A 16,042-nucleotide genomic window follows, 5' to 3' on the forward strand; every position below is an offset into this window, starting at 1 on the left:
ATAGAATAGTGCCTTGCACTGACTAGGATTAACATGATTAAAAAAAATATTATTACTACTTCATTAGCAATAATGGGTGTTGTCGCTGTAGGTAGCGCATACGCTGATGAAGGGCAGTGGCAACCGCATCAATTAAAACAATTACAAAGCGAATTTGACCGTGTTGGTATCGAGTTACCTGCCTCACAAGTTGCAGATCTTAACCAGTACCCGCTGAATGCTGTTGTTGGTTTAGGCTATTGCTCTGCGTCATTTGTTTCACCAAAAGGATTAGCGGTAACCAATCATCACTGTGCCTATGGTGCGATTCAAAATAACAGTACGCCAGAAAATAACTTAATTGAAAAAGGCTTTTTAGCGGCAGGCTTATCTAAAGAACTACCAGCTGGCCCGCAAGAGCGCTTATACGTAACAGAACAAGTCGATGATGTAACCGAGCGCGTACTGGGTAACTTACCAGCTGAGTTACACGGCAAAGCACGTTTTGAGGCGATTCAAGCGAACCGCAAGGCGTTGATCAGCGAGTGTGAATCAGATCCTAACTACCGTTGTACGGTTCGAGATTTTCACCATGGCTTAGAGTACTTCATGATCAAGCAACTAATGATCAAAGATGTGCGCTTAGTTTATGCCCCAGCAGAAGCATTGGGTAATTTTGGTGGTGACATCGATAACTTTGAATACCCACGTCATACAGCTGATTTTACGTTTGTACGTGGCTATGTCGGTAAAGATGGTAAACCTGCAGATTACAGCGAAGATAACGTACCTTATGAGCCAAAGTCGTTCTTAAAAGTGAATGCGAGCGGCGTAAGCTTAGGGGATGGTGTGTTGGTGGCAGGTTATCCGGGTCGTACAAGCCGCTATAAACTAGCAGACGAAGTAAATTATTCAGCGAGTTGGTATTACCCGACACTGCTTAATACTTACAACATGACCCTTGATGTGATTGCCAAGCAAAGTGAAGGCGATGAGCAAGCACAGGTAAAATATGCCTCTCGTGTAAAAAGCACCAACAACCGTTTAAAGAAACTCGAAGGTTTACAAGACGGTTTTAAAGTAACGGATATTCCGGGAATTAAAGCTGCGCAAGAGCAAGAATACCTAGCTTGGTTTGCACAAAGTGCTGAACGTAAAGCCTATGCAGATTCATATCACGCATTAAAGTCATTATTAGTTGAAGCACATGCTCAGCAACAAAGTCACTTTTACTTTGATTATGCAAAACGAGCAGACTTACTAAGCACTGCAATTCGTTTATACCGCTTAGCAAAAGAGAGCGAAAAACCTAATGCAGAGCGCGAAATGGGTTACCAAGAGCGCGATCTTCCTATGCTTAAAGCCCGTTTAGAGCGCTTGCAAAAGCAATTTACACCTGAGGTCGATAAAGCTTTATGGTTAAGCTACTTAGGTAACTATTTAGCACAAGACAAAGCTGCGCAAGTAGCGGCATTAAACAATGGCTTAGGTATCACAGACACTACAACACAAGCCGAACTTGATGCGATTGTTGCTGACTTCTATGCTGAAACAGAGCTTGCTGATGCCGCAACGCGTGTTAGCTGGATAGGTAAATCAGTAGCCGAATTTGAAGCATCAAATGACCCATTCATTAATTTAGCTGTTGCGCTATACGATACCAATATGGCACAAGAGGCTGACGAAAAAGAAATGGCCGGTCGTTTAGCTGAAATTCGTCCGCAGTATATGCAAGCAGTCATCGCCTTTAATAATGCTAAAGGTAAGCCAGTTTACCCAGATGCAAATGGCACATTACGTGTAAGTTACGCACAAGTTGATGGTTATCCAGCAGCAGATGCAGTGTATAAAACGCCATTTACATCACTGCGTGGCTTAGTGGCTAAACACACTGGCGAAAAACCGTTTGTTGTTACAGACAAAGTGCTTGAAGCATATAAAAAGCAAGCGTTTGGCGCGTACTACCGTGGAGACTTAGGTCTACCAGGTGTAAGTTGTAGCTTATTCAGCTTTGGTTGTGAGCCAGAGGCGGCTAAACCTCTTGAAGTAAACTCAGTGCCGGTAAACTTTTTAAGTAGCGCGGATACCACCGGTGGTAACTCAGGTTCGCCAGTGATGAATGGTAAAGGTGAATTAGTGGGTCTTAATTTTGACTCTACTTATGAATCAATCACCAAAGATTGGTACTTTAACGCCAAGATCACCCGTGCGATCCACGTTGATATTCGATACATGCTTTGGTTAATGGAAGAAGTTGATAACGCAGGTTACCTACTTGATGAAATGACCCTAGTTAAATAGTCCCGCTATTTTGAAAATAACCGCAGCAATCGCTGCGGTTTTTTTATGTCTTTAATTTATGCCAGTCTAACGTTTTTAATTTGTTTATTTTCAATACTTTTGTAATGTACAAAATAGATACTTTTATTTGGGAAACATAATGAGCGCCAAACAAATAATAAACGCCATTTCAGTGAGTGTTGTGGCAATAACGGCAAGCTTTAATGCCAGTGCAACGAATACTGAAGCAATGTGGCCGGGCACAGCTTACGAAAAGCAAATACCGACATTTAAACAAGTACTAGGGTACGACGTAGGTGAGCGCATCACTAATTACGGCGATATGCGCCGTTATCTTAGCGCCCTTGAACAGGCTGCGCCTGATCGTATTAAAGTGTTTAAGTACGCAAACAGCTGGGAAGGTCGCGAGCTGGTTTATGCGGTGGTTGGAACCGCTGAGCATATTCGTTCATTAGAAACCTTTGCGAATGACACACAAGCTTTGGCTGATCCGCGTATTACCTCTGAAAAAGAAGCGAAGTCGCTAATAAAAAATTTACCGACTTCAGTTTGGCTTCAATATGCAGTGCACGGTAATGAAATTAGCTCAACCGATGCTGCATTATTTACTGCGTATCACTTATTAGCAGCTCCGAATGATGCCGTTAACAGCAAAATTTTAGACAACACCGTGGTCTTTATCGACCCATTACAAAACCCAGATGGTCGTGAGCGCTTTGTTACACGTTACTATGCAAGCGTCGGTCTTGAGCACAGTGCTGATAGGTTAAGTGCAGAACATAATGAGCCGTGGCCAAGAGGCCGAACAAATCATTATTTGTTTGATATGAATCGTGATTGGTTAGCGCTTACTCAGCCTGAAAGTAAGGGAAGAGTGGCAGCAATCAATAAATATAAACCACAAGTGGTGGTGGATATTCATGAAATGGGCGGCGATCAATCTTACTACTTTGCACCAGCTGCTCAACCATTTAACCCGCATATGACGAAAACTCAAATCGCCAACATGGATGCAATTGGTCAAAATCATGCGAAGTATTTTGATGAGTTTGGCTTTGATTATTTTACCCGAGAAATTTTTGACGCCTTTTATCCTGGCTACGGCGATAGCTGGCCAGTATTTTATGGTGCGTCTGCATCAACCTACGAAGTCGGCTCAGCCAGAGGTCATGTATTTGAGAAAAACACTGGTGAGCTGCTCACTTATTTTAATACTGTAAAACGTCAATTTGTGGCCTCAATCTCGACCGCCGAAGGTGCAGCCAATCAACGCGAAAAATTACTGGGTGACTTTTATCAATATCAAGTTGATGCAATTGATTCCGGTAAAGATAGCAAAGAGCGTGTTTATATTTTACCTAAACAAAGTAATCGTGAAGGAGCTCATAGGTTAGCAACCTTAATGGCTGAACATGGTGTTGAAGTTAAACAAGCAACCGAAGATTTCAAAGCCTGTGGCGTTAAGTATAAAGCGGGTAGCTACTTTATTGATACCGCCCAGCCACGTGGGGTATTTGTACGCACCACATTTACAGACCAAGTAGATATGGCTGAGGCATTTGTAAAAGAGCAAGAAAGACGCCGTGCTCGTAACCTGAGTGATGAAATTTACGATGTCACAGGTTGGTCACTGCCGATGATGTTTAATGTTGATAGCGATAGCTGTAATCGAGCTGTTAGCGCAGACAGTAAAGCAGTTAAGGCCGACGACACATTGCTTGGCAAAGTGAATAACCCAGATGCCTCAGTGGCTTATATTGTTGCCTGGGGCGATACGGCCGCAGCACGCTTTTTAACAGCGGCACTACAAGCTGGCATTAAACTGAAAAGTGCTGACCAAGCATTTGTATTAGGTGATAAAACTAACTACCCAGCGGGTAGCTTAATAATCGAAAAACGCCTAAACGATAAGGACTTACTAACTAAAATTAGCCAAATTGCTGAGCAAACTGGTGCAATTGTTGATGGTGTGGATTCAAGCTGGGTGATTGAAGGCCCAAGCTTTGGTAGTAACAAAACAGTGCCTATGGTGGCACCAAAAGTGGCGATTGCATGGGATGCCGCTACTCGTGAGCTAAGCGCCGGTAACACTCGTTTTGTTATCGAAAGGCAGCTTGGCTACCCAGTAACCGCGATTCGTACGCCAATGCTTGCATGGGCTGATTTAAGTGATTACCAAGTGCTTATTTTACCAGAAGGTAATTACGAGCAAGCATTAGGTAAATCTGGCGCAGCTAATTTAAAAAGCTGGGTTGAAGCGGGCGGCGTGTTGATTGCCCTAGGTAATGCAAACCGTTTTACCACCAATGTTGATTACGGCTTATTAGATGTGAAGCGAGAGCAAGCTTACCGAGAAGATAAAGCCGATAGCAGCGATAATAAAAGCAGCAAAGTGGCAGGGCAGTTATTCACTTCTCGTGATGATTTGAAAGCGGCAAGCATCGAGCCACACACATCGCCAGACTATGTAGCCGGTGTACTTGCTAATGTTGAAGTAGATCAAGAGCATTGGTTAACGGCTGGGGTTGATAAAGACCTCGTTGCGGTGGCTTATGGTAATGATATTTACACGCCAATAAAACTTAACTCAGGTAAAAACTTAGCGTGGTTTACAGGTAAAGACGATGTGCTGGCAAGTGGTTACCTTTGGCAGCAAAATAAAGCGCAGCTTGCATATAAACCATTGCTTGTGCATCAACCTCAAGGCAAAGGCATGGTGATTGGCTTTACACAATCACCAACCTATCGTGCCTACCTTGAAGGCATGAATGTACTTTTAACTAACACGATTTTCCGTGCTGCAGCGCATGCTCAGTAATTACTAAGCACAATAAAGACGGTACCTGCTTAGGTGCCGTTTTTATTAAGGAAGGCATGCTTTTGCTGGCTTGTTTGCATTTAAGTTTAGATCAATGATCAAGCAGCGATCGTTTTCACCATCTGCTAGCTTTTCAAAAATCATAAGCGCTTTGCTAAGACCTATCTGTAGCGTACAAACATCAACGGTTTGTGCTATTTTCCTTACTTTTTTTGGTATACATTGCCCCATTGTATTTAATTGCTGGGCCATGACTTTGTATGCTTTTAGGTGTTTTGTCGGAATGTCCTTAAATGCCAAAGATCCTGCATTTCTGAGTAAATAAAAATCGCGTATAAACTCAAATAGAGTGACTCCTTTTAGCACGCGCTCAGAGTGTCGTGTTAAAGGCTTGTTTATTGGAGTGTCGTATAGTCCTAATAGCTCGTGGAAACTGAATGAGAGTAACAAGTTTCTAAAACTTTCCGGCCATTCCCTTGGTATAAAACGCCAACGCGTAAGGCCAGCGAGGTGGCGCAAAGTAAACTGATGATAGTCTTCACTATCTAGGATATCCGCAAGCCATTTTTCATCTGGAGCATGCTCAGCTAAGTAACTGTATTCTTTTTCATAGGCAGGAAATAGCGCGTCAAAGCCAGCAATAGAATCAAGAAGGACTGTATCAACTTTGGCTTCACTGCCTTTGATGCTGACCAATTTGTACGCCGGACGGTATGCACTTATTGAAGGGGCTTGAATGTTATAAAGGGTATTTTTTGTAGTTTTAATAAAGCTGGTGTCATTCATATGCATATGGCCGCCTATATGCAAACGTAGTCCAGTTTCCGCTAAGGTCGCTTGCGTATTTCTGGTTGGCTCTCTGGTGAGCTGAAAAGCATCGCTGCCATACAGCTCTTTTATCGATGCACTTTGTTGATCGTAAAACTCACCCATCGGAAAATGGCTAAATGCAATAAGCGTTTTATTTTGCTTTTTTGCTGCACTCACAATTTGCTTTATCCAAGTTATTAAATATGGCTTTTCAGTAAGTACTTTATTGTATCCAGCGTTTCCAGAACCTTTGAATGTTAGTTGGTTGTTTTTAAACTCAGGTAAATACACATTTGCATCTATGGCTAAAAGCCACAATCCAGCAACGGGTTCCACTAGATAACTGGTGTCAGGGATCATTACACAGTGTTTTTTATCCTTGCTACACTGTTGATATTGGCGTTCTGACAAGGCTGGATGATCACTTATAAAAGGTGTTTGCCAAAGCAAATCTTGGCTATTAGGCATTAAACCAAAATCAGCCATAGCAGAGACAATTTCCTGATAGCCACCATGAGCAATGCCATCATCGCAAAACAAAGTGTCGGTCTGTGACGTTTTACAGTTTCTATGATCTCGACTAAAAATAGCAACTTCGCGTCCTTCATTGTTCAAAAAGTCAGACTTACCAGCCGCGGTTTTTATTGGTTTAACAGGATCATGGTTTCCTGGAATAGCAAAAAAACGCATGTCGAAGCGTTTTGAGTAATCATTTAATAATGCTTTTAGCCCCTTTAGGTGAGCGGGCTGTCCATCGTCAGTAAAATCTCCGGGCAAAGCGATTAATTTCACACCGCGTTCGGCAATATCATCTAAAGCCGCTATCAGAGCAAAATAGTTTTCATTGAAAAGTCGCGTTGAGTGAAGCTGGGCTTTCATACTCCGAATTGCAACGGGTTTTGTTTGGCTATCCAGTTTTACCCCTTTAAAGCCGCTCTGACTAAAGTCAGCATAGATATCGTGAAAATGAACATCGGGAATAAATGCAATTTGTGTGTTTAGCTCTTTGCCATAGGTTTGAAGCGTAACAAAAAGCAGTGAAAATAGCGTAAATAATCGCATTAAAGTTGCCTTGCTGAAAAAAAATTGGGGCACAAAGGCCCCGATAAAGTATTTAGAAATTGCCGCGTAAGCCCAGTGAGAAGCGACGACCTGAGAACTCATACATAGTTGGGAAAGTCGGAGCAATAGTGTAGCCCGTTGTTTCTTCATCTGTGATATTGATCCCCTCAAGAGTGACTTTAAACATGTCGTTTATTTGATAACCTAGCGAGATATCTGTTTGACCGTAGGCATCGCGGTAAACAGGGTACATATCGCGTTCAATATACTCTACGTATTTGTCTTTATAGTTGTATGAGATACGAGCATCAAAGCTGTCATTTTCGTAGTAAAAAGTAACATTATAGGTTTCGTCAGCTAAGCCCTCAGGTGGTGTTGGAATTGCTAAATCAGAGGCACCTGTAAGTGAGTTATCAAGCGTCGTATAGTTAGCGTTAATACCGAACCCCTGTAACATTGGGTGAAAACGTGCAAATGGAATTTGTGCAATGAACTCGATACCACTTACATCATATGAACCATCCGCATTTACTTTTTGATAAACATCAAAGTCGTAAACACCATCAACAGTACCATTGTCATTATATTTAGTTACATCATTAACAACACCTGTTAGAGATTCACGCACTACGCCTTCAATTTCTTTTTCGAAATATGAAACAGCAAGTAAACCACCTTCTTCTAAATACCACTCTAGCCCGGTTTCCCATTGATCTGCATATGTTGGTTTTAAATCAGGGTTACCATCGCGGTATTTAAATTCACTTAAACTCACAGTACGTTTATAAGCAATATCAGTTAGTGCTGGTCGGATAAATGTTTCTGATGCTGCCGCGCGGAATAATAAGTTTTCAGTTAGCTCTAAGCTAAAGTTAATGCTAGGTAGAGTTTCTTTATAGTTACCTTCTTTTGAGATAGGTGTTGGCGTATAGTTTGTGCTGCCATCATCAGCTTGCACTTGATGATACCCTGAAGAGTCAACATCGGTATCAATGTAACGAACACCAGTATTTAAAGTGGCTGGTAAGGTGCCAATTTCAAATGCAAAGTCAGCCATCATATAAATAGCGGTGGTTTTTTCTGATACTTCGTAGAATTGATCTGGTTCGTAGTCAACGCCGAAACCATCGTAACGTAATTCATTACGTGCATAACTATTTGAAATTTGACTCCAGTCTTGTTTAGACGATACGTCAGATAGGTACTCACCACCGGACACTAAATCTGAAATCGTATGTATTTCGCTATCAGCTAAGGTACGTGTGCCTACCCACGATGAATCACCCGAGGTAGGGCCTGTGATTCTATTACTTCCATAATTACGTTGTTTAGATTTATCAGTATAACGCGCACCAAACTGAACTTTTGACAATGCAGGTAAGAAATCTAGTTGGAAATGGCGGCTGAAATCGAGTTGAGCTGCATATTTATCATCTGAGATATCTTCTAGATTTACTTCATAGTAATCAAATGTATAAGCTTCAGGAGAATTATACATATCGAATGTGTCGGGATTATCGCTGGCAATGGTTTCACCGCCTGATGATGTGTAACGAGTACGAGTTGGGCGATAAGCAGTGTGCTTTAAGTTAGTTGTTTCTGCTAACTTATCTGCACCACTGTAGCCAACGACACCGTAAACTTCCCAGTCACCTATCATCCAATCAAGGGTTAAGCTAAATTGCTGGTAGTCTGTATCGCTACTATTTTCTTTACTTAAAAACTCATGCTGGGTTGCGGCATAGTTAACATCAGTTAAAACGGTAATACCATAATCTGCAAGGGTGGTGTTATCGTAATCGTTTATTTTTTCTAATGCACTGATACTTGAGGCCGAATAAGCAGCAGCATCATACTGGTCTTCATGATTATCAAAGTTGCCCAGTAGTGCATCAAAAGTGAGGCTAAATTCACTGCTCGGTTTGTATTGTAGTGATAAAGTTGCGCCCCATTTTTCTTGTTCAGTTAAGAAAGCTCTGTCGCCGACTTTGTTCATAAACACAACGCGGCTGGTTTCATCTTTGTTGAAGCGATCATTTATAGTGATACCCGTATCGCGCTCTAAAACGTCAACAGTTTGGTCTGATTGCCATTGTGATGAACCTGATTTTTCTGTCCAACGTGACAGAGGACGAAAATCAATACCAGAGTTACTATCTGTTCTATTTGTACGCTCTGAATAAGCGAATGAAGCAAGCGCGCCCCAATCACCAAAGGTATTACTCGCTAAAAACGCAAACTTAGGATCGCTTTGTTCAGAGATATCGTTATATGCGCCTTCAACCGATGCCACCATTTGGCGACCATCATAGTCAAATGGGCGTGCAGTAGTAATTGCAACAGAGCCGGCAATGCCGCCTTCTTCATCTGCGGCCGTTGGCGATTTTTTAACGGTGACACTTTGAATAATTTCTGAAGCAAACATATCAAATTCAACATCACGGCCACCACTGCCAGAGGCAGTCGCAAGGTTGTTAATAGAAACAAAGGTAAATTCAGACGGTAAGCTACGTACATTTACTTTTTGACCTAGACCTTTATTACGCTCAATCGTAACACCCGGCATACGCTGTAAAGCTTCTGCTAAGTTTTGTTCTGGGAAGTCTGCGATATCAGACGCGACAATTGAATCTGAGAAGCCAATATTAGTGCGCTTTAAATCAATCGCTTTTTCTAAACTTTTTATGTAGCTGCCAGTGACAACAATTTCTTCCATTGGCTCTTGGTTTTCTTCTGCGTAGGTGGGAGCAATTAATAATGAGCCAACAGCAAGCGCTAGAGGTGATAATGAAAATGCACGGTAAGTCATGAGGGTTAATTCCTGTTAAATGCAATATTTGGTTTAAATTCGCCTCTAAAGACGCTGCATTAACAAGGAAGGGGACCTATTTTTTAATGAAGCTTTCATGACATTTTTAAGTCGATAATTACTTAAAACTGTAACCAAATGATCATCAAACTGCAGTCCCCTTTAGGCTAGCATTTACGTCATACTCAGATAAATAAGCTAGCCTTTAACTTAAATATGTCTTTACCTTCAATGACTAACGGCTTTGATAATAAGATCACAGAGCAAAGCAGAACACTTTTACAATGCTTCATAGCAAATCAAGACGCTTTAAAAGGCTTTTTTTGCAAAGCAGTGGCAGAGCGTGCTGATGCGGATGATTTATTTCAGAAGCTACTTCTCAAGGCACTTAGATCAGAACACTTAGACTCGATAGATAATCCGCTCGCATATGGGTATAGGATGGCTCAGCATTTGATAATAGATCATCACCGCGAGCAGAAAAAAACACCGGAAAGTTTAGAGCATGAGCCTCATTGTGAGGCGTTATCGCTTGAGTCCGCACTTGAATATGAGCAACGTGTTGAACTTTATCAGCGCGTTTTGTCGCACATGCCTGCACTTCGCAGAGATGTGTTTATTCGCCGCCGTATTAAAGGTCAAACACGAGCTGAGATTGCAAGTAGTTTGGGGATCTCAGAAGAAGCGGTTAAAAAACATATTACACGGGCAATGGATATGCTGAAAAATGCCATGGCTGAGTATTTTTTAGTACATGAATGTCCCCGTCATGACAGTTAATCCGTCATATTAGTATTACCAGCAATTGAGACAACGATGAATTTTTCACACCAACATGATTATGAATCTGATAATGCGCTAGAAAAGGCTATTTGGGACGACCCTGCATTATTAGCCGCGCTTGAGCTGGTGGATGCACAACAGAATGAACAACTCGAACATGCTAAAAAACGCCGTCGTTTAGCGCAGTATTCATGGGGAGGCGGTGCTGTAGCTGCGTGCTTTGCTATTTTAATGTGGACTTTCATGCCATCAAATGAACAGACGCCCATATCTTCTTCTGATCTTGTAGCTGTTCAGCAATTTGCTAGTGATAAAGCACAACAAGTGAATTTGTCTGATGGTACACAGGTCGCAATGAACGTGAATACGCAACTTGAATTCAGCGAGAATAGCCATGCTCGAAAAGCAATCTTAGCAAATGGCGAAGCATATTTTTCTGTACATCGTGATGAATCGCGCCCTTTCACAATTGATGTGGGCAATGCCACGATTGAAGTGCTTGGTACGGCTTTTAATGTGGACAAAACATTACGAGAAACGTTAGTTGATGTTTTTCATGGTAAAGTTTCAGTAACTAGTTTTGATGGGTCGCAGCACGTTGAATTAGTGAAAGGGCAGCGTGCCCGAGTAAGTGATTCTTCGATACAGGTCTTGCAATTTAATGCCTCACAACCTGATTGGCAGCAAGGATGGTTGGACTTAGATAACGTGTCTATCAATGATGCATTATTTCAGTTAAATCGTTATAGCGAAAAACCTTTGGTGTTAAGCAATGTACCAAGTGATATACATGTAAGTGGTCGCTTTGCTGTTGACGACATTCTTGGTGCTGCAAAGCTCATAGCTCAGCTAAATGCACTTGATGTAAACCAATACTCAGATAGTATTGAGCTAAGTCAAAAGGCTGACAACTGACATGATGTTGTCATAAACCTTTCATTGAAAATAGGCACAATGTTTTCCTCTAGTAATGAGGATGCAAATTAATGGGGCGTATTTTCTGCTTTGCTTTGATGCTGATTGGTGTGTATGCCAAGCAGCTATATGCTGCACAAAGCACCCTAAAAGCAGCGCTTAATGCACTGGCTGAGCAGTACCAAGTTGCAATTATTTATCCAGACAACCTAGTAAGTTCAGTTATCTTAAACTCAGCTACGTTATCTGAAACAGTTAGTCTAGAGGCAAGCCTTGATGCCATGTTGCTAAAACATGACTTTATTTGGCAACAAACATCATCGGGCATTATTATTTCTAAGCCAAGCCAGACACAACATCATTCACTGCCACAGCCCTTCATAGAGGAGGTGACTGTGAAAGGTGATAAAAACAATCAGGCTTCTTCTTTGGTTTATGCTCGTGATTATCAACAAAGTGCCGATTACGCGCAGCAGCAAAAACAAAACTATATTGGCGAAGCTGACTTTGCTAACGGCACAATGCTTTCTCTTCTACCAGCTGAAAATTTGGCTGAAGCACTACAAGCAATTCCTGGGGTTAGTATTTCAAGGGATCGCGGAGAAGCACTTAACATTAATGCGATGGGACTAGGCCCTGAGTATCAATTAACCTTGTTAAATGGACACAGATTAGCAAATACTGAAAACGTTCGTAACTCGAATCAATATGGTCAGCAGTATCGTTTTGATACATTCAGCGCCGAACTTTTTTCCAATATTGCCGTATATAAACTCGCTGATGCAAGGTTACCTAGCGGAGCAGCTGGAGCGACAGTCAACTTAATAAGTGATGATCCGCTTTCATTTGATGATGATCATCTAAAAGTAACCTTAACCAGTGCAGCCCTTGCAGGTGAGCGTAACTTTCAACCAAGCTTTGGTTTAATCGCCAATACTATTTCAGCTGACAGTAAGTTAGCTGCTGTCGTTAAGTTTAATTACGAAAACCGCTTACAAAGGCAATTTCAATTTGAAACGTGGCATTGGGGGAATAATGGTGGGGCTCCAGCAGCATATCAGTGGCAAGGGCTTGAAAATAATAGCTTAGTTCCCACTGATACGTTAGCACTTACAATCGAGCATGAAGACAGAACTCGTGCAAGTTATTACACAAATATTGCTTGGCAGCCGAGTCAGCGATTTGAATTAAATACACTTTGGCTTCGTTCAGACACCGATTTTACCTACGATGAGCACCGGCTCTCAATTAATCCATCAAGTGATGATGCAACAGCCATACTAAGTGAACATCAAAACAGTATTCAAACTGTGCAATTTAATGCGGCAAAAAGTAAATCTTCACGCGAAGAGTCAGGGCTTTACTACCATACTCAAACCTTACAAATATTGCCTACATGGTACGCAAAAGATGGTAGCCATTGGCAAATAAGTCCGTTTTACAGCCACAGTAAATCGTTAAGTGAAACACAAACCCCAATTACCCGAACTCATGTTGAATTAAAAGCTGTACCTGCAGAGGTTTCTATTTCTGGAAAACATCTGGGCTACTATGAGTTGGACAGTAATTTAGCGCTTGTTGATAGTTACTCACAGTTATCACAATTAAGCCGCCGCCAGATTGAAGTAAATGATGAAGTAACAGAATGGGGGATAGATAGCACTTGGCAAATATCATCCATTTGGGGGTTGTCGAGTTTACAGTTTGGCGCAGTAAAGTCTACGCACTCTCATCAGTATCTTCGCCAAGATGTAAGTTTATCGCAAATACAGTTAACTGATTTACCAGCGCTTGATGGCCGTTGGTTAGAGCCATTAAATACGGAATTTCAAGCCGATTTTCTGTCACAGCCTACGCAAGCTTGGCTGATCCCAAAGCGTGACCTTTTACAGTTGTATGATATTGACCTACCATTTGCTGATCGGCAAGCCAATGATTACTTAAATAGTTATGAAACTGAATTTACTGCCTATGAAAGCTATATCCACAGCGTATGGCAAATATCAGAACTTAAAAACTTAACGACCGCTTTTGGACTCAGGCACAGCTATGTAAAAAGTAAAACATTAGGGCATCAGCTCAATGAAAGCGGCCAACTAGAAAAGCTTTCTGAGCAGGTTAACATTTCTACTTGGTTACCTTCTTTGAATTTCAAATGGCAGTTGTCTGAGAAATGGCTTGCTCGCTTAGGTTATAGCCGTGCAATGAATCGGCCTAACTATTCTGATTTAAATCCAAAACTACATGTTAATTCTGGCGGTTTACCCTATGCCGAATTAGGAAACCCAGCTTTAGAACCTGTAGTAGCAAACTCCACTAGCCTATCTTTTAGTTGGTCAGGTGAAGAAAGTAGTTTGCAATTGATGGCATTTAATCATCAGCTCGATAACTTTATTGTTGAACAAATCAAAAACGTAACCTATCAACAGCAGCAATACCCAGCTTTACAAGCCAATAATGATGGACAAGCAGCAATTAGTGGGCTGCAATTTAGTACTGATTTGAAACTACCTGTGTTATCAAATTCTCTACTGCAAAGTCGAATGATATCGAGTGTTAGTCAGTTATTGGACGCCAAATTAACGGCGGAGCAAATCGACAACACAGATATTGAAGGGGTATCTGAATTAACTGCAAATCTGCGCTTACTGTTTAACGCAAAGCAATGGCAAAGTGCTGTTAATCTTAATTACCGGAGTGATTTTTTAGAGCAGCGAGACTTATCGAATAATGCAGATGTTTATGTCGATAATTTTACAAGTGTAGACCTAAGTTACAGTTGGTTTTTCTCTGATTTGGTTGCGTTGCGATTTGATATTTTTAATGCCACAGATAAGAGCCTAGTTAGAGAGGTACAAACAAAGGACGCCTCATCACTTATGAAAGTAGAACAATTTGGTCGCCGCTTTGTACTGAGTCTTTCATTAACTCTATAAATGATCATCAAAGTATCATCATATGAATGAATAACATTGTGAATTAATAAAAAAGCCCGCAGGGCAAAGGGCGGGCTTTTTAGTATTCCAAGGAGAGAAAGTGTTAAGACACAATCCCCAGCGGCTTGCCTGTTTGCCAAGCGCCACGGGTAAAGTCTGGAATTGTTTTGCTGTTACTTCTATCAGCAACCGATGCCATACTTTGCGGGAAGATTGATGACCATGCTGCAGCATCGTATACATCTTGATCAAGTGGCTCATTATTGCGCAAGCAGTAGATCATGCGCCAAAGCATAATGAAGTCCATACCGCCGTGACCACCGTTACGAACCGCTTCTTCACCCATGCGTTTCCAAAGTGGATGATCAAACTCGGCACGCCACTTTTCCATATCTTGATCCCAGCTATGGAAATTTTGCATATGTGGCTTACGACCTTGCGAGCCGGCTTTTTCCCACGCAGCGAGCTCTGCTTCATATTGCTGTTGATAAATTTTCGCGATAGCTGGTGGCACATCTTCAAGGGCAATACGATTAGGGAAACCTGCAAATGTACCATTAGTACCTTGAATTAGGTTATGGCGGCTATACGGACGAGGGCTAGTGGTATCGTGTTGAACCATAATGCTACGACCTTTCACTGTTTTAATAATGCTGGTGTTCATGTCGCCAGCAGTAAATTTAAGTGAACGACGTTCGTGGCCTGCAGGGAATTCACGTTCTGCGTACGCTGCGCGGCCAAGAGCAGGAGAGCTGACTGATGTAACAAAGTCAAAGCGGTCACCACGGTTGATGTTCATATACTGAGAAACCGGGCCTAAACCATGAGTTGGGTATAAGTTACCGTTTACTTTCGTATGCCAGTAAGTGCGCCAAGAGCCGGTGCTACGGTCGATTTCTTTCATCTGCCAACGCAGGTCATGAATATAAGCGGCTTCACCATGTAGTAACTCGCCAAATACGCCTTTTCGAACCATGTTTAATACCATTAACTCGTCGCGACCGTAGTTAACGTTTTCCATCATCATACAGTTCTTTTGTGTGCGTTCAGCAGTGTTCACTAGTTGCCAGCATTCTTCCATTGTGGTGGCTGCTGGTACTTCAACAAAGGCATGTTTACCACTTTCCATGGTCTCAACACTCATTGGTGTGTGCCATTTCCAAGGTGTTGAAATGATCACAATGTCTATGTCATCGCGAGCAAGCATGTCTAAATAGGCTTTATCAGAACCCGTATAAGCAGTTGGTTTAGGTAAGCCTTTTTCAACAACATAGTTAACAGACTTATCAAGCATTAGCTGATCTGTATCGCAAATAGCTTTAATTTCAACACCTTCAATATGGCAAAGGTGTTTTACATGGCCGCTACCACGTTGACCAACTCCGATAAAACCAACACGTACCACATCCATTGCTGGCACAGCTAAGCCCATTACGCTTTTACCTTGTGCAGCAAGTGGGCTGCTTTGGTTATCACCTTGTTGGCTTTTCGCACAGCCAGTCACGACTGTCGCTGCGGTAATGGCTGCGGCAGATTTTAAAAAACTACGTCTATCTATTGTCATAACGATACCTAAATCACTGAGATTATTTTAATAGTGGGTTTCAGTTATTTCTGTTATATCGCAAC

8 protein-coding genes are annotated in these 16,042 nt (G+C 41.8%); 5 read left to right on the top strand and 3 right to left on the bottom strand.

The features are described 5' to 3' along the window. The first annotated feature begins 33 nt into the window (after window positions 1–33). Together L1D46_RS08635 and L1D46_RS08640 are read left to right on the top strand one after the other, a co-directional pair. Window positions 34–2,280, top strand: coding sequence for a S46 family peptidase (locus L1D46_RS08635; protein ID WP_239977357.1), 2,247 nt, complete (start codon window positions 34–36; stop codon window positions 2,278–2,280). Between the two features lie 139 nt (window positions 2,281–2,419). After that, a complete protein-coding gene (locus tag L1D46_RS08640) occupies window positions 2,420–5,098 on the top strand; it encodes a M14 family metallopeptidase (protein WP_239977359.1) in 2,679 nt (892 codons plus the stop codon). A gap of 45 nt (window positions 5,099–5,143) precedes the next feature. Here the strand turns inward: L1D46_RS08640 and L1D46_RS08645 are convergent, their stop codons facing one another. Together L1D46_RS08645 and L1D46_RS08650 are read right to left on the bottom strand one after the other, a co-directional pair. Beyond that, window positions 5,144–6,970, bottom strand: a complete 1,827-nt coding sequence (locus L1D46_RS08645; protein WP_239977360.1) for a metallophosphoesterase — start codon at window positions 6,968–6,970, stop codon at window positions 5,144–5,146. 52 nt (window positions 6,971–7,022) lie between these two features. Next, window positions 7,023–9,779, bottom strand: coding sequence for a TonB-dependent receptor (locus tag L1D46_RS08650; protein WP_239977361.1), 2,757 nt, complete (start codon window positions 9,777–9,779; stop codon window positions 7,023–7,025). A gap of 216 nt (window positions 9,780–9,995) precedes the next feature. On the opposite strand from L1D46_RS08650, the gene L1D46_RS08655 reads away from it, so the two are divergent. From L1D46_RS08655 to L1D46_RS08665, 3 genes are all read left to right on the top strand, one after another. Continuing rightward, a complete protein-coding gene (locus L1D46_RS08655; protein WP_239977362.1) occupies window positions 9,996–10,559 on the top strand; it encodes a sigma-70 family RNA polymerase sigma factor in 564 nt (187 codons plus the stop codon). Window positions 10,560–10,595: 36 nt separating this feature from the next. Beyond that, the gene (locus L1D46_RS08660; RefSeq protein ID WP_239977363.1) at window positions 10,596–11,477 is read left to right on the top strand and encodes a FecR domain-containing protein; all 882 of its coding nucleotides are present in this window, start codon (window positions 10,596–10,598) and stop codon (window positions 11,475–11,477) included. 71 nt (window positions 11,478–11,548) lie between these two features. Continuing rightward, complete coding sequence (locus tag L1D46_RS08665) at window positions 11,549–14,413, top strand: TonB-dependent receptor (protein WP_239977364.1); 2,865 nt, start codon at window positions 11,549–11,551, stop codon at window positions 14,411–14,413. A gap of 103 nt (window positions 14,414–14,516) precedes the next feature. On the opposite strand, the gene L1D46_RS08670 is transcribed toward L1D46_RS08665, so the two are convergent. Next, on the bottom strand, window positions 14,517–15,977 hold the full coding sequence (locus L1D46_RS08670) for a Gfo/Idh/MocA family oxidoreductase (protein WP_239977365.1): 1,461 nt from the start codon (window positions 15,975–15,977) through the stop codon (window positions 14,517–14,519). Window positions 15,978–16,042 lie beyond the last annotated feature (65 nt).

The organism is Pseudoalteromonas sp. Isolate3 (assembly GCF_022398505.1).
Lineage (GTDB): Bacteria > Pseudomonadota > Gammaproteobacteria > Enterobacterales > Alteromonadaceae > Pseudoalteromonas > Pseudoalteromonas apostichopi.